This is a genomic window from Shinella sp. HZN7, assembly GCF_001652565.1.
In the GTDB taxonomy this organism is placed as follows: domain Bacteria; phylum Pseudomonadota; class Alphaproteobacteria; order Rhizobiales; family Rhizobiaceae; genus Shinella; species Shinella granuli.
The window spans coordinates 25,542-40,160 of record NZ_CP015737.1; the positions used below are offsets into that span (position 1 = coordinate 25,542).

General features: G+C 65.1%; 16 protein-coding genes. 7 read left to right on the forward strand and 9 right to left on the reverse strand.

Going from position 1 to position 14,619, the window contains the following annotated elements; translation table 11 throughout:
* Nucleotides 1-389: 389 nt before the first annotated feature.
* The 3 genes from tauA to shn_RS22545 all read left to right on the forward strand — a co-directional run bounded on the left by tauA (nt 390) and on the right by shn_RS22545 (nt 3,233).
* Nucleotides 390-1,394: a taurine ABC transporter substrate-binding protein gene (gene tauA, locus shn_RS22535; protein WP_064332776.1), complete on the forward strand. Its 1,005-nt coding sequence runs from the start codon at nt 390-392 to the stop codon at nt 1,392-1,394.
* A 193-nt stretch (nt 1,395-1,587) separates the two neighbouring features.
* The gene (locus shn_RS22540; protein ID WP_064332777.1) at nt 1,588-2,394 is read left to right on the forward strand and encodes a taurine ABC transporter ATP-binding protein; all 807 of its coding nucleotides are present in this window, start codon (nt 1,588-1,590) and stop codon (nt 2,392-2,394) included.
* Nucleotides 2,391-3,233, forward strand: coding sequence for an ABC transporter permease subunit (locus tag shn_RS22545; protein WP_084438380.1), 843 nt, complete (start codon nt 2,391-2,393; stop codon nt 3,231-3,233). Before shn_RS22540 ends, shn_RS22545 begins: the two co-directional genes overlap by 4 nt.
* Before the next feature lie 208 nt (nt 3,234-3,441).
* On the opposite strand, the gene shn_RS22550 is transcribed toward shn_RS22545, so the two are convergent.
* The 3 genes from shn_RS22550 to shn_RS22560 form a co-directional block, all read right to left on the reverse strand.
* On the reverse strand, nt 3,442-4,098 hold the full coding sequence (locus shn_RS22550; RefSeq protein ID WP_064332778.1) for a methionine ABC transporter permease: 657 nt from the start codon (nt 4,096-4,098) through the stop codon (nt 3,442-3,444).
* Nucleotides 4,079-5,149 (reverse strand): methionine ABC transporter ATP-binding protein, encoded by a 1,071-nt coding sequence (locus shn_RS22555; protein WP_064332779.1) that lies wholly within the window; start codon nt 5,147-5,149, stop codon nt 4,079-4,081. The genes shn_RS22550 and shn_RS22555 overlap by 20 nt, the downstream gene beginning before the upstream one ends.
* Nucleotides 5,150-5,232: 83 nt before the next feature.
* Complete coding sequence (locus tag shn_RS22560; protein WP_064332780.1) at nt 5,233-6,081, reverse strand: MetQ/NlpA family ABC transporter substrate-binding protein; 849 nt, start codon at nt 6,079-6,081, stop codon at nt 5,233-5,235.
* Between shn_RS22560 and shn_RS35955 the strand changes: the two genes are divergently transcribed.
* On the forward strand, nt 6,068-6,304 hold the full coding sequence (locus shn_RS35955) for a hypothetical protein (RefSeq protein ID WP_133036058.1): 237 nt from the start codon (nt 6,068-6,070) through the stop codon (nt 6,302-6,304). The two genes, shn_RS22560 and shn_RS35955, sit on opposite strands and share 14 nt — an antisense overlap.
* Here the strand turns inward: shn_RS35955 and shn_RS22565 are convergent.
* Complete coding sequence (locus tag shn_RS22565) at nt 6,282-7,097, reverse strand: MerR family transcriptional regulator (RefSeq protein WP_064332781.1); 816 nt, start codon at nt 7,095-7,097, stop codon at nt 6,282-6,284. The genes shn_RS35955 and shn_RS22565 overlap by 23 nt on opposite strands.
* A 247-nt stretch (nt 7,098-7,344) precedes the next feature.
* Between shn_RS22565 and shn_RS22570 the strand changes: the two genes are divergently transcribed.
* A complete protein-coding gene (locus tag shn_RS22570) occupies nt 7,345-8,622 on the forward strand; it encodes a 4-aminobutyrate--2-oxoglutarate transaminase (protein WP_064333249.1) in 1,278 nt (425 codons plus the stop codon).
* Nucleotides 8,623-8,718: 96 nt separating this feature from the next.
* Nucleotides 8,719-10,200 carry an NAD-dependent succinate-semialdehyde dehydrogenase gene (locus shn_RS22575; protein ID WP_064332782.1) on the forward strand — a complete coding sequence of 494 codons (1,482 nt, stop codon included), beginning with the start codon at nt 8,719-8,721 and terminating at the stop codon, nt 10,198-10,200.
* Nucleotides 10,201-10,236: 36 nt separating this feature from the next.
* Here the strand turns inward: shn_RS22575 and shn_RS22580 are convergent, their stop codons facing one another.
* From shn_RS22580 to shn_RS22595, 4 genes are read right to left on the reverse strand one after another with little or no spacing between them, the layout of a single operon-like run.
* Nucleotides 10,237-10,632, reverse strand: coding sequence for a type II toxin-antitoxin system VapC family toxin (locus shn_RS22580; protein ID WP_064332783.1), 396 nt, complete (start codon nt 10,630-10,632; stop codon nt 10,237-10,239).
* Nucleotides 10,632-10,871 carry a type II toxin-antitoxin system VapB family antitoxin gene (locus shn_RS22585; protein WP_064332784.1) on the reverse strand — a complete coding sequence of 80 codons (240 nt, stop codon included), beginning with the start codon at nt 10,869-10,871 and terminating at the stop codon, nt 10,632-10,634. The genes shn_RS22580 and shn_RS22585 overlap by 1 nt, the downstream gene beginning before the upstream one ends.
* Nucleotides 10,872-10,928: 57 nt before the next feature.
* A complete protein-coding gene (gene maiA, locus shn_RS22590; protein WP_064332785.1) occupies nt 10,929-11,573 on the reverse strand; it encodes a maleylacetoacetate isomerase in 645 nt (214 codons plus the stop codon).
* Nucleotides 11,574-11,577: 4 nt separating this feature from the next.
* Nucleotides 11,578-12,594 carry a fumarylacetoacetate hydrolase family protein gene (locus shn_RS22595; RefSeq protein WP_064332786.1) on the reverse strand — a complete coding sequence of 339 codons (1,017 nt, stop codon included), beginning with the start codon at nt 12,592-12,594 and terminating at the stop codon, nt 11,578-11,580.
* Between the two features lie 112 nt (nt 12,595-12,706).
* On the opposite strand from shn_RS22595, the gene shn_RS22600 reads away from it, so the two are divergent.
* Nucleotides 12,707-13,267: a DUF2585 domain-containing protein gene (locus shn_RS22600; protein WP_245337444.1), complete on the forward strand. Its 561-nt coding sequence runs from the start codon at nt 12,707-12,709 to the stop codon at nt 13,265-13,267.
* Nucleotides 13,268-13,269: 2 nt separating this feature from the next.
* Here the strand turns inward: shn_RS22600 and hmgA are convergent, their stop codons facing one another.
* Nucleotides 13,270-14,601 (reverse strand): homogentisate 1,2-dioxygenase, encoded by a 1,332-nt coding sequence (gene hmgA / locus shn_RS22605; RefSeq protein WP_064332787.1) that lies wholly within the window; start codon nt 14,599-14,601, stop codon nt 13,270-13,272.
* Nucleotides 14,602-14,619 lie beyond the last annotated feature (18 nt).

The following is a 14,619-nucleotide window of genomic DNA, read 5'->3' on the forward strand; positions in this document are numbered from 1 at the left end:
GGCTCACCCATGACGGGTGATTCTGGCTCATTCTTGGCACCGAAGTGCGAAAAACATATAAAAACAATATAATTTATTTTTCAGCGATCCTGCAAGGAAATTGGCATTTTTGCCAAGTGCTTATGCGGATTTTCCGTCGGAGCGTGCTCATTTGGCATCATTTTCCGCTCCGGCCGGTCCTTTGCGCGCGTCCTTCGTCGCGCGGTGCCCTGTGCGGCCCTTCACGGGGCGCACGACTCGTTCCAGTTGCACCGCCGGAAAACGCAAAACCAATTGCGAAGGAACCGCTAAATTGAGGCAAATATTTCTCTACTAAATTTATTGAATATATAGCCTTGAATCACCGGCCCGCGGCAGATCCCGGGCGACGGATTTTTGAGGAGAGACCCATGACCACGACCCGCAGGACCCTGCTTGCCGCGACGGCCGCCCTTGCCCTTACCGCATCCTTCGCCACCGCTTTTGCCGAGGAGGTGACGCTCAACATCGGTTACCAGCCGATCGTCGAGCCCTCCCGCGTGCCGCAGGCCGACGGCACCTATGAGAAGGTGACCGGCGCCAAGATCAACTGGCAGAAGTTCGACGGCGGCGCCGACGTGATCGCCGCCATCGCATCGGGTTCGCTGGATATCGGTTATGTCGGCTCCTCGCCGCTGGCTGCCGCCTCCAGCCGCGAACTGCCGATCGAGACGATCTTCGTCGTCGGTCTCATCAGCGAGGCTGAGGCGCTTGCCGTGAAATCCATCGAGAAGCCGGAGGACCTGGCCGGCAAGAAGATCGCGACGCCTTTCGTCTCCACCGCGCATTACAGCCTGCTGACGGCGCTGAAGCACTGGAAGGTCGATCCCAAGTCGGTGGAAATCCTCAACCTGCGTCCGCCGGAAATCGCGGCCGCCTGGGAACGCGGCGACATCGACGGCGCCTATGTCTGGGATCCGGTGCTGGCACAACTGAAGAAGAGCGGCACGGTGCTCGCCACCTCGGCGGATGTCGCCGAATGGGGCGGCCCGACCTTCGACGCCTGGATCGTCAGCAAGAAATTCGCCGAGGCGCATCCCGATGTCGTGACGGCCTTCGTGAAGGTGACGGGCGATGCGACGGCGGCCTATCGCGCCGATCCGGAGGCCTGGAACGCCACCTCGCCGGAAGCCGAGAAGATCGCGCGCCTGACCGGCGCCAAGCAGGACGAGGTGCCGGCGCTCCTAAAGGGCTACATCTTCCCGACGCTGGAAGAGCAGGCCGGCGAGGCGCTGCTCGGCGGCGGCACGGTGAAGGCGGTGGCCGATACCTCGGCCTTCCTGCTGGAGCAGGGCAAGATCCCGGCGGCGCTCTCCGACTATACGCCCTACGTCTCCACCCGCTGGGTGACGGACGCGACGAAGCTCGCCTACTGATCCGACGAAACAATCCTGCGGCGGAAGGGCCCGGCAGCGCGGATGCGCTGTCGGGCCATCGCCCGATGGAGCAATTCCAGCAAAAGTGCGCAGCGGTTTTGCGTCCGGAATTGCGGAGAAACAAAGGTTGGAGCGTTTTCGCGATTCGGAGAAGAGCGAAAGAACTCCAGGCGGTCCTGCTCCCGGAGGTTTCATGAGCACCCTGACATTCCGCAGTGTTTCGCTGCGCTATCCGCCGAGGGCGGCGCGCGCCGGTGTCGGCGAAAAGCTGGTCCTCGACGGCATCGACCTGCAGGTCGCCTCGCACGAGCTGGTCGCCATCATCGGGCGCTCCGGCTCCGGCAAGACGAGCCTGCTCAATCTCGCCGCCGGTTTCCTGGAACCGACCGCCGGCACCATCACCGTCGACGGCGTGCCGATCGAGGGGCCGAGCGCCGACCGGGCGGTCGTCTTCCAGGACGATGCGCTCTATCCCTGGCTCGACGCGCGGGACAACATCGCCCTGCCCTTCAAGCTGAAGGGCGTGCCGCTTGCCGAGCGCCGCGCGCGGGCGGAGCAGCTTCTCGCCCGCGTCGGCCTTGCGGATGCCGGCGACCGGCGGATCTGGGAGCTTTCCGGCGGCATGCGCCAGCGGGTCGGCATTGCCCGGGCGCTCGCCGCCGAGCCGCGTTTCCTGCTGCTCGACGAGCCGCTCGGCGCGCTCGACGCCCTCACCCGCACGCGCATGCAGGAGTTCCTGCTGCGCATCAAGGCGGAAAGCGGGGCGGGCGCCCTGCTCATCACGCACAGCATCGAGGAGGCGCTGCTGCTCGGCACGCGCATCGTCGTGCTGTCGCCCAATCCGGGCCGCCTGACCGCCGAGATCGAGGCGGGCTTCAACGCAGAGGTGCTGAACGGCGCCTCGGTCGCCGCCGTGAAGGCCTCGCCGATCTTCAAGCGCATGCATGCCGGCCTGACCGGCCTTATCCACGCCTCCGCGGAAGAGGAGATCGCCGCATGACACTTTCGACCGACATCGATACCCTGCCGCAGGTGGCGGAAACGGGGGAGGCGGAACGCCCGCTGAAAGCGCGGCCGCTGCCGGTCGCCATCATCTCGGCCATCACGATCGGCGTGATCATCGCCGCCTGGGGGCTCGCCTCCGCCTATGCCCTCGTTTCACCGGTCTTCCTGCCCTCGCCGCGACAGGTCGTGCTCGCCCTCTACAATCTTATCGTCACGGGCTTCGTCGATGCGACGCTGGCCGAGCATGTCGGCGCCAGCCTCTACCGTATCTTCGGCGCCCTCATCGCCTCCATCCTCATCGGCATTCCCGCCGGCATCGCCATCGGCACGAGCCGCCTCGGCCGCGGCATTCTCGATCCGATCGTGGAATTCCTGCGGCCGCTGCCGCCGCTCGCCTACCTGCCGCTGATCATCATCTGGGTCGGCATCGGCGAGGCCTCGAAGATCACGGTGATCGCGCTTTCCATGCTGCCGTCGATCATCCTGTCGACCTCCGCCGGCGTGCGCGGGGTATCGAAGGATCATGTCAATGCCGCGCGCTCGCTCGGGGCGAGCCGTCGGCAGGTGCTGCGCGAGGTGGTGCTGCCGAGCGCCGTGCCGTCGATCCTCACCGGCGTGCGCATTGCGCTCGGCGCCGGCTGGACGACGCTGGTGGCGGCCGAACTGGTGGCCGCGACGAGCGGCATAGGCTTCATGATCCAGTCGGCGGCGCAGTTCCTCGTCACCGACATCGTGATCGCCGGCATCATCGTCATCGCGCTGATCGCCATCCTCCTGGAATATGTCGCCCGGCAGATCGAGCGGCGGCTGGTGCCCTGGGCGGCGCATCGCTGAGGGATCGGGCGAGGCACGAAATCGAGACGGCCGCTTCGTGATTTGGAAGGGGTGCCGCCGGTTTGGTGACAAGCATCGCCCCATCCGCCAATCGTCATCCTCGGGCCTGACCCGAGGATCCACGCGTCACGGTACATGTTGAGTTTGTGGCATGGCTCCTCGGGTCAAGCCCGAGGATGACGGAGGAGGACTTGGCCGCCCTCTGGCCTCATCCGCGATGATCGAGACGGGCCGTCAGGCGGTCGCCCAGCCACTGGATGCCGCAGACGAGCACGATCAGCACGGCGACCACCGCCACCATCACCGAGGTCTCGAAGCGCTGGTAGCCGTAGCGGATGGCAAGGTCGCCGAGGCCGCCCGCGCCGATGGCGCCGGCCATGGCGGAGGCGCCGATCAGCGTGACGAGCGTGACGGTGAAGCCCGCAACGATGCCGGGCAGCGCCTCGGGGATCAGCACCTCGCGCACGATGGTCCAGCGGTTGCCGCCCATCGCCCGCACCGCCTCGATCAGGCCGCGATCGACTTCCCGCAGGGAAACCTCGGCGATGCGCGCATAATAGGGCGTCGCGGCGATGGCGAGCGGCACGATGGCCGCCCAGGTGCCGATCGACGTGCCGACGATGAAACGTGTGACCGGAATGAGCGCCACCAGCAGGATGATGAAGGGCACGGAGCGGAAGCCGTTGATGACGGCGCCGAGCACGCGGTTGATCCAGAGGTTTTCCGCAATGCCGCCGCGCGCGGTGGCGACCAGCGCAAGGCCGAGCGGCAGGCCGAAGACGAGCGAGATGACGCCGGAGGCGGCCGTCATCACGACGGTTTCCCATAGCGAGCGGACGAGAAGTTCAAGCATGACCGGCGACATGGCCGAGGACCTCCACCTGCGCGCCGAAGCGCTCTGCCAGGGTTGCGAAACGCGCGGCGGCCTCGGCCGGCACGGCGATGAAGAAACGGCCGACCGCCTGTTCCTGAATATGGTCGACGCCGCCGTGGATCAGCCGGTAGCCATCCGGAAATTCGGCGGAAAGCTGCTGGAAGAGCGGGCCCGTGGCCGCGGGGCCGGCAATGTCGACGCCAAGGATGGCCTCGCCTGTTACGTCCGCGACAAGCTTCTGGGTGATATGGGCGGGCAGTTGCGGGCGGATGCCGCTGAGCAGGCTCTTCGTCGTCTGCGCCTGCGGCGTCGCGAAGACCTGCCAGACCGGCCCCTCCTCGACGATGCGGCCGGCATCGAGCACCGTCACGCGGTCGGCGATGGAGCGCACCACCTCCATCTCGTGGGTGATGAGCAGGATGGTGAGGCCGAGCTTGCGGTTGATGTCCTTCAGCAGCGTGAGGATCGCGCGGGTCGTTTCCGGATCGAGCGCGGAGGTCGCCTCGTCGGAAAGCAGCAGCGCCGGACTTGCGGCGAGCGCCCGGGCAATGCCGACGCGCTGTTTCTGGCCGCCGGAAAGCTCCGACGGATAGGCCTTCGCCTTGCCCCTGAGGCCGACGAGGTCGATGAGTTCGGCCGCGCGCGCCAGGCGCTTCGCCTTCGGCCAGCCCTCGATCTTCAGCGGCAGGGCGACATTCTCCTCGACGGTCTTGGCCGAGAGCAGGTTGAAATGCTGGAAGATCATGCCGATGCGGCGGCGCAGCGGCTGCAGCTCGGCCTCGCCAAGGCCGGTGATCTCGCGGCCTTCGATTGCGATGCTGCCGCTGTCCGGCCGTTCGAGGCCGTTGAGGCAGCGGATGAGCGTCGACTTGCCCGCGCCGCTGCGGCCGATGATGCCGAGGATCTCGCCGCGGCGCACCGTGAGCGAAACGCCGTCCAGCGCCGCGGTCGCGCCGAAGCGGCGGCGCACGTCGGCAAGACGGACGACATCGTCCTCCCGGACGGCCGGCTCGGCGACCTGGCTTGTCACATGGGTGTTCATTTGCGGTTCCCTTCCGGAAACGACGAGACAGCCCGCGATGGCGGGGGCGCATCGCGAGCTGTCCTGCTGGTTGGATGGTGGCCTTAGTAGGCGCTGATGCCCGTGCCCTTGTAAACCCGGTCGAACTCCGCCTTCACGACATCGTTCTGGTAGGCTTCGACCAGCGGCTTGACCCAGGGCTCGTCCTTCGATTCCTCGCGCACGGCGATGAAGTTGCGGTACGGGTTGTCGTCGACCGGCTCCTGCGCGATGCGGTTTTCCGGGGTGAGGCCGCTCTTCAGCGCCCAGTCCGTGTTGACGATCGCCGCGTCGAGGTCATCGACCGAACGGCCGACGATGCCGGCGTCGAGTTCCTTGATTTCCAGGTTCTTCGGGTTTTCGGCGATGTCGGCGATCGTGGCGAGGATGCCGGTGCCGTCCTTCAGCTTGATCAGGCCTTCGTTCTGGAGAACGCGCAGCGCCCGGCCCTCGTTGGACGGGTCGTTCGGCACGCCGATGGCGGCGCCGTCCGGAAGGTCGGCGACCTTGGCGTGCTTCTTGGAGTAGAGGCCGATCGGCCAGACGGCCGTGTAGCCGACCGGGACGATCTTGTAGCCGTGCTGCTGCACCTGGTTTTCCAGATAGGGAAGATGCTGGAAGGCGTTCGCGTCGATCTCGCCGCGGGCAAGCGCCTCGTTCGGCTGGGTATAGTCGTTGAAGACGACCGCCTCGACGGTGAGGCCCTTCTTGGCGGCTTCAGCGATCACGACGCGCCAGACGTCCTCGTCCTCGCCGGAGATGATGCCGACCTTCAGGTCCTTCTTGTCCTCGGCAAGGCCGGGTGCGGGAAGCGAGAAGGTGGAGACGGCGGCGGCTGCCACCGCAAGGGCGGCAAGGGCGGCGCGGCGGGTGAAGAGAGTGCTTGCGAGGAGCTTCTTGTTGGTTTTCGACATGCTGGCCTGCTTTCGCGATTGGGAGGATCGACTGCGAAACATCGTTGTTTCTGCCGGTAAAATCGCAAATGCCGCTTTTGTGGACAACGAATGGCGGTTTATTGGGCAGGCGGAAACGGAATTTTCGCTCCCGGATATCACGGCGGGGCGGAAAATATTTTCTACTGAAATTGTGAACTATGCCGGATGCCGAACGCAGCCTAGAAGGTTGGCGGCGTGTTGATCCAGATCAGCACGGTTTCGCCGTCGTGGCGGTTGCGCCAGGCGTGGCGGCGGCAGCTTTCGAAATAGAGGCTGTCGCCGGGGCCGAGATCGTGGAATTCGTGGCCGTCGAGGACCATTTCGATGCGGCCGGAAAGGACGTGGACGAATTCCTCGCCCTCATGCTTGTAGGCTCCGTCGGAGGAGGCGCCGGGCGCGAGCACGAAGCGGTGGCAATCCATCATGTTGCGCCCGTCGGCCAGCACCTGGATGGTGACGCCGGGGGAGGTCTCGGGCCAGAACTTCCACTCCCCTGCCCGCACGACCGAGCGGTTCTGCTGCTCCTCCTCGCCGGAGAGTTTCGAGACGGTCGTGCCGTAATAATCGGCAAGGTCGTGCAGCACGCGAAAGGTCACGCCCTGCGAGGTGCGCTCGAAGGTGGAGAGCACCGACGTCGCGATGCCGATATCGCCCGCCACCTGGTCGAGCGTCTTGCCGGCGGCATGGCGCAGGCTTCGCAGCTTGCGCCCGACGCCCTGGTGCGCCTCGCCCTCGGCGGAGGGGGCATCGTTGGCGGGTTCCTCGGCCTCGAGCGCCTCGCGGATGGCGGCCGGGTTGAGGCCGCGCTCGGTCCTGTACCAGGCGATGCGCTTCAGCCGCGCCACGTCGTCGGCGCTGTACTGGCGGTGGCCGGTTTCGGAGCGCCCCGGCACGACGAGCCCCTGCGTTTCCCAAAGCCTGAGCGTGGAGGCCGAAACGCCGGCGAGCCGCGCGGCCTCCGCCACCTTGTAGTGCACCGGTTCTTGCGAACCCATCGCGCCAATCCCTGATTCTGTGTAGTGTTCTCTATAGCATTCCGGCGGCGGTCGCCGGCTCGAAAAACCGCTGTGTCGCCGCCGTAAAATGCCCGTTGCATTCTTGCAGAAAAAATGTAGGAATTCTACTTGAGACTTGCAGAAAAAATGCAAGTTAATGCGGTTCCGGCAAAAGCGCAGCGCGGTTTTGCATCCGGAACTGCGCGAATGCTCCATTATCAGAAGCCTCCAGATTCAGGATAGCGCCATGACCGCAATGCCCCTCACAGACCGCAAGAACGCCGCCATCTCGCGCGGCGTCGGCATGACCACGCAGATCTACGCCGACCGTGCGGAGAATGCGGAGATCTGGGACAAGGAAGGCAACCGCTACATCGACTTTGCTGCCGGCATCGCCGTCGTCAACACCGGTCACCGCCATCCGCGCGTCATCGAGGCCGTCAAGAACCAGCTCGATCGCTTCACCCACACCTGCCACCAGGTCGTGCCCTACGAGAACTATGTCGAGCTCGCCGAGCGCCTGAACGCCATCACCCCCGGCAACTTCGCCAAGAAGACGATCTTTGTCACGACCGGCGCGGAAGCCGTCGAGAATGCCGTGAAGATCGCCCGCGCCGCCACCGGCCGCCAGGCCGTCATCGCCTTCACCGGCAGCTTCCACGGCCGCACCTTCATGGGCATGGCCCTGACCGGCAAGGTTGTGCCGTACAAGGTCGGCTTCGGCGCCATGCCGGGCGACGTCTTCCATGCGCCCTTCCCGGTCGAGATGCACGGCACGACCGTCGAGCAGTCGCTCGGCGTGCTGAAGAAGCTCTTTGCCGCCGATGTCGACCCGAACCGCGTCGCGGCGATCATCGTCGAGCCGGTGCAGGGCGAAGGTGGCTTCTATCCGGTTCCCGTCAATTTCATGAAGGCGCTGCGCGAGATCTGCGACCAGCACGGCATCCTCCTCATCGCCGATGAGGTGCAGACCGGCTTTGCCCGGACCGGCAAGCTGTTCGCCATGGAGCACTACGGCATCGCGGCCGACATCATGACCATGGCCAAGGGCCTCGGCGGCGGCTTCCCGATCGCGGCCGTCACCGGCCGCGCGGAGATCATGGACGCGCCCGGCCCGGGCGGCCTCGGCGGCACCTATGCCGGCAGCCCGATCGGCGTTGCGGCGGCCCATGCCGTTCTCGACGTCATCAAGGACGAGGACCTCTGCAACCGTGCCGAAAACCTCGGCGCCCGCCTCAAGCAGCGCCTCGCCTCGCTGCAGGACAAGGTTCCCGAGATCGTCGACATACGCGGCCCGGGCTTCATGAACGCCGTCGAGTTCAACGACGTTTCGACGAAGCAGCCGAGCGCCGAGTTCGCCAACAAGGTGCGTCTGAAGGCCCTCGAAAAAGGCCTGATCCTGCTCACCTGCGGCGTGCACGGCAATGTCATCCGCTTCCTCGCGCCGATCACCATCCAGGACGAGGTGTTCGCCGAGGCGCTCGACATTCTCGAAAGCGCAATGATCGAAGCCCGCGCCGCCTGACCGGCGCCGCACACGTTAGAACCACATCCTCCCAAGGCAACACCCGGAGCATCTGCTCCGGGTGAACGGCCGTCCACGTCCGAAAGGAACGAAATCATGGCCTTCTACGATGCCCTCAACAGGCACCTGAAGTCGTCCGAACTCCTGCGTGATGCAGGTTATGTCAACGGCAACTGGATCGGCGGGAACGGCGCCGAAACCTTCGATGTCTTCAACCCCGCGACCGGCGAAAAGCTCGCGACGCTGCCCGAAATGGGGGCGACCGAGACCGCCGCGGCGATCGACGCCGCCTATGAGGCGCAGCCGCTCTGGGCTGCCCGCCCCGCCAAGGACCGCAGCGTGCTGCTGCGCAAATGGTTCGATCTCATCGTGGCGAACGCCGACGAGTTGGCCGCGATCCTCACCGCCGAAATGGGCAAGCCGCTGCCGGAAGCCAAGGGCGAGATCCTCTACGCTGCCTCCTATGTCGAATGGTATGCGGAAGAGGCCAAGCGCATCAACGGCGAGACGATCCCCGCCCCGTCGGTCGACAAGCGCATGCTGGTCATCAAGCAGCCGGTCGGCGTCGTCGGCACGATCACGCCGTGGAACTTCCCTGCTGCGATGATCGCCCGCAAGGTGGCGCCGGCGCTCGCCGTCGGCTGCACGGTGGTCTCCAAGCCGGCCGAGCAGACGCCGCTTTCGGCCATCGCCCTTGCCGTGCTCGCCGAAAAGGCCGGCCTTCCCGCAGGCGTCTTCAACATCATCCTCGGTACGGACGGCCCGGGTATCGGCAAGGAGCTCTGCTACAATCCGAAGGTCCGGAAGATCTCCTTCACGGGCTCGACGGAGGTCGGCCGCATCCTGATGCGCCAGTGCTCCGACCAGATCAAGAAGGTGAGCCTGGAGCTCGGTGGCAATGCGCCCTTCATCGTCTTCGACGACGCCAATATCGACGCGGCCGTGGAAGGGGCCATGGCCTCGAAATATCGCAATGCGGGCCAGACCTGCGTCTGCGCCAACCGTCTCTACGTGCAGTCGAACGTCTATGACGCCTTTGCCGAGAAACTGGCGAAGAAGGTCGCCGAACTCTCGGTCGGCGACGGCTTCGACAAGGGCACGACCATCGGCCCGCTGATCGAGGAAGCCGCGATCGACAAGGTCGAGGCGCATATCGCCGATGCCGTCTCCAAGGGCGCCTCGGTGGTGGCCGGCGGCAAACGCGTCGAGGGCAAGGGCACATTCTTCCAGCCGACCGTGCTGAAGAACGTCGCCCGCGGCATGACGGTCGCCCGCGAGGAGACCTTTGGCCCGGTCGCCCCGCTCTTCCGCTTCGATACCGTCGAGGACGTGATCGAGCAGGCGAACGACACCGAATTCGGCCTTGCCGCCTACTTCTTCGCCGGTGACCTCAAGAAGGTCTGGAAGGTGGCGGAAGCGCTCGAATACGGCATGGTCGGCGTCAATACCGGCCTCATCTCCTCCGAGGCCGCGCCCTTCGGCGGCATCAAGCAGTCCGGTCTCGGCCGCGAGGGCTCCGCCCATGGCGCCGACGATTATCTCGAACTGAAATATGTCTGCATGGGCGACGTCGCCTGACCACACCGAGATTGCCCCGCGTTAGCGGGGCGGTCCTCATGCGGCGTCGATATCCGTCTGCGGAAAATCGTCGCCCTTGTAGAGCAGCGGCATATTGAGTTGCCTTGCGCAGGCATAGGCAAAGCAGTCGCCGAAATTGAGGCCTGCTGGGTGGCGGCCCTTGCCGAAGCGTTGGTGGGCGTCGACGGCTGCTGCTGCGATTGTCGACTCGATGGCAATGACCTGGACTTCAAACAGCCGGATATAGGCCTCCACCTCGCGCAGGGCAGCGTTGGGCTCAAGCCGGAAAATACGGCTATATGCGACTGACGCTTCCCAAAGCGCCATGGCCGAGGTTACCCGCGAACGCGCGGTCGCCAGGCGTGCCGAAAGCACTTCGGCATCGCTTTCGTTTGTCATCATGGCGACGATGGCTGAAGCGTCGAGAAACATCAGTCCTCGTAGAGACTGTCGATGAAGGCCTTGTCAGCCTTGAGGCCAGTAGGCGCGTACTTCCTGTTGAGTTCCCGTGTCATGGCAACGGCCTTCTCGACCAGCGTCGGCTCGCTTTCCGCGCGCTGCAACTCATGCACCAGCGCCTGCCGTACCGCCTCGGTCTTGCTGACCTTGCGCAGCGTGGACAGCCGTTCGGCAAGCCGGTCGACCTCCTGGTCCTTCACGTAGAGCGGCATGGTATATCCTTCCTCGTTCGAAGGTATATATACCATGCCGGCACCTTGCCTGAAAGATCAGGCCGGCTTCACCGCGTCAGGATGCGCCGCCCAAAAGGCCGGGAGGGCGCGGCAGGTTTCGGCGATGCGCCGCACCCGTTCGAGATCCGTCAGGTCGGCGCCCCAGCGTTCGGCATTGTAGACCTGCGGGACGAGGCAGAAATCCGCCATGGTGGGCGTGTCGCCATGGCAGAAGGTCCCGGTCGCCGGGACGGCAAGGAGTTTTTCGACGGCGAGAAGGCCCTCGCCGATGAATTTCCTCATCCAGTCGACGCGGGTCTCCTCCCCTCCCCCCGTGATCGTCATGACATGGCCGATGACGCCCGTGTTGCAGACGGCGTGGATTTCCATGGCGATGGCATAGGAGAGCGTGCGCACCCGCTGCCGGCCGAGCGGATCGGCGGGCAGGAAACGCGCCTCGGGGCGCGTTTCGGCGAGGTATTCGATGATCGCCAGCGACTGCGTCAGCGTGTGTCCGTCGATCGACAGCGCCGGCACGAGGCCCTGCGGGTTGCGGGCGCGGTGTTCCGGCGACCGTTGCTGCCCGGCCAGAAGGTCGATGGACTCGCGCCGATAGGGAAGACCGAGGCTTTCCAGCGCGATGCGCACGCGATAGCTGGCGGAGGACCGCCAGTAGTCGTAGAGGATGATCTCGTCCTGCACCGGCTCAGTCCTTTTCGTGCCGCTCGACGGTCTGCTCGATCGCGCCGAAGATCGAATGGCCCGCCTTATCCTTCATCTCGATGCGCACGGTGTCGCCGAACTTCATGAAGGGGGTCTTGGGTGCGCCGGACGTAATCGTCTCGATGGTGCGGATTTCGGCGATGCAGGAATAGCCCGCCCCGCCCTCGGCGACCGGCTTGCCGGGGCCGCCGTCGAGCTTGTTGGAAACGGTGCCGGAGCCGATGATCGAGCCGGCGACGAGCGGCCGGGTCCTGGCGGCATGGGCAACGAGCTCGGCGAAATCGAAGGTCATGTCGACGCCGGCATTGGCCTTGCCGAAGGGCTTGCCGTTCAGCGAGACGAGAAGCGGCAGGTGCAGCCTGCCGCCGTCCCAGGCCTCGCCCAGTTCGTCGGGCGTGACCGCGACCGGTGAGAAGGCCGAGGAGGGTTTCGACTGGAAGAAGCCGAAGCCCTTGGCGAGCTCGCCCGGGATGAGGCCGCGCAGCGACACGTCGTTGACGAGCATGACGAGCTTGATCGCCTGCCGCGCCTCCTCGACGCTCGCCCCCATCGGCACGTCGTCGACGATGACGGCGATCTCGCCCTCCATGTCGATGCCGAAGGCCTCGTCCGCCGCAAGGATCGGGTCTCGCGGTCCGAGGAAGCTGTCGGAGCCGCCCTGGTACATCAGCGGATCGGTCCAGAAGCTTTCCGGCATCTCGGCATTGCGCGCCTTGCGCACCAGTTCGACATGGTTGACATAGGCCGAGCCGTCCGCCCACTGATAGGCGCGCGGCAGCGGCGCGGCTGCGTCGTGCTCGTGGAAGCGGGTGGCCGGCTGCGAGCCGGTCTCCAGCCCTTCGGCGACCCTTTCCAGCCGCGGCGCGACGTGCTCCCAGTCATCCAGCGCATCCTGCAGGGTGCGGGCGATGTGTCCCACTTCCGAGCAGCGCGTCAGGTCGCGCGAGACGACGACCAGGCGGCCGTCGCGGGTGGAATTTTTCAGTGTCGCAAGCTTCATGCGTCCTACTCCCGATCTTGTTTCCGGCCGTGCGATCGTGTCATCTACCGGCCTGTCTCCACCCTCGTGCGCCGGTCGTGCCGACGCATCGCATTTCCGAGGAAATCCCGTCTTGAACCGTACGGTGCTGAATTCCCTGCTGCTGGCCGCCGGCTTCATCGGCGCGACGGCCATCATCCTTTATACGATGGGTCAGCCGCTCATCTGCAAGTGCGGATATGTCAAACTCTGGCATGGCGTGGTGATTTCTTCGGAAAACTCGCAGCACCTGTCCGACTGGTACACGCCGAGCCATATCATCCACGGCATCCTGTTCTTCGGCCTCTTCACGCTGATCCTGAGGAAGGCGAGCCTCAACCTGCGCCTCGCCCTCTCGCTGGTGCTGGAATGCGCCTGGGAGATTCTCGAAAACACCGACATGATCATCAATCGCTATCGCGAATCGACGATCTCGCTCGACTATTTCGGCGACAGCGTGATCAATTCGAGCGCGGACATCCTCGCCATGGTGGTCGGCTTCTTCCTCGCCGCGCGCCTGCCCGTCTGGGCCAGCGTCGCGATCATCATCGTCTTCGAGGCGATAACCACCTGGCTCATCCGTGATGGCCTGGCGCTCAACATCCTGATGCTCGTCTGGCCGCTGGAGGCGGTGAAGGCCTGGCAGGGCGGGTGACGTCATTTGATGCCAGGCGTGCCGTCGAACTTGCGCTCCAGCCCATCCCAGCATTCGAGATAGTTGTCCTGCAGGGTCTCCAGTTCGGCCGCGAATTTCGTGAGCTGCTGGGGAAAGCGCGTCTCGAACATGAAGGCCATGGTGTGATCGAGCTTCACGGGCTTCAGCTCGCTGTTCGAGGCCTTGTCGAAACCCGTCGCATCCGGCCCGTGCGGCAGCATCATGTTGTGCAGGCTCATGCCGCCGGGCACGAAGCCCTCTTCCTTGGCGTCGTACTGACCATGGATCAACCCCATGAATTCGCTCATGATATTGCGGTGATACCAGGGCGGGCGGAAGGTGTGTTCGGCCACCATCCAGCGCGGCGGGAAGATGACGAAATCGATATTCGCCGTGCCGGCCTCCTCGGTCGGCGCCGTCAGCACGGTGAAGATCGACGGGTCGGGATGGTCGAAGAGGATCGCGCCGACCGGCGAATAGGTCCTGAGGTCATATTTGAACGGCGTGTAGTTGCCGTGCCAGGCGACGACGTCGAGCGGGGAATGGCCGATCTCGGTGACATAGAACTTGCCGCACCATTTGACATGGACCCGGCAGGGCGTCTCCTTGTCCTCGTAGGCGGCGACGGGCGTCTTGAAGTCGCGCGGATTGGCAAGGCAGTTGGCGCCGATCGGCCCGCGGTCCGGCAGGGTGAATTTCGCGCCGTAGTTCTCGCAGACATAGCCGCGCCAGATGTCGCCCTCGCCGATGCGCGAGACCTTGAACATCATGCCGCGCGGGATGAGGCAGATCTCCAGCGGCTCGACATCCATGATGCCCATCTCGGTGAAGACGCGGACGGCGCCGAGCTGCGGCACGACCAGAAGCTCGCCATCGGCATTGAAGAAGTAGTCGTCCACCATGTCGGCATTGAACGTATAGGCGTGCGCGGCCATGCCGACCTGGGTCAGCACGTCGCCGGCCGTCGTCATGGTGCGCATGCCCTGAAGGAAGGTCTGCGTCTCGTCCGGCGCCGGCAGCGGGTTCCAGCGCAACTGGCCGAGCGGCAGGGAATGGTCGTCGAGGCAGGGCGCCGTCTTCCAGTGCGGGTAGCTGACATGGGAGAAGCGACGGGTGTGGCGCACGCTCGGGCGGATGCGGTAGAGCCAGGAGCGTTCGTTGGTGCCGCGCGGGGCGGTGAAGGGCGATCCCGAGAGCTGTTCCGCATAGAGGCCGTAGTTGCATTTCTGCGGGCTGTTCTGGCCTTGCGGCAGGGCGCCGGGGAGCGCTTCCGTCTCGAAATCGTTGCCGAAGCCCGGCATGTATTTCAGGCTGTTGGCGGCGTGATCCGGCATGGCTTGGCCTCCTCTTCG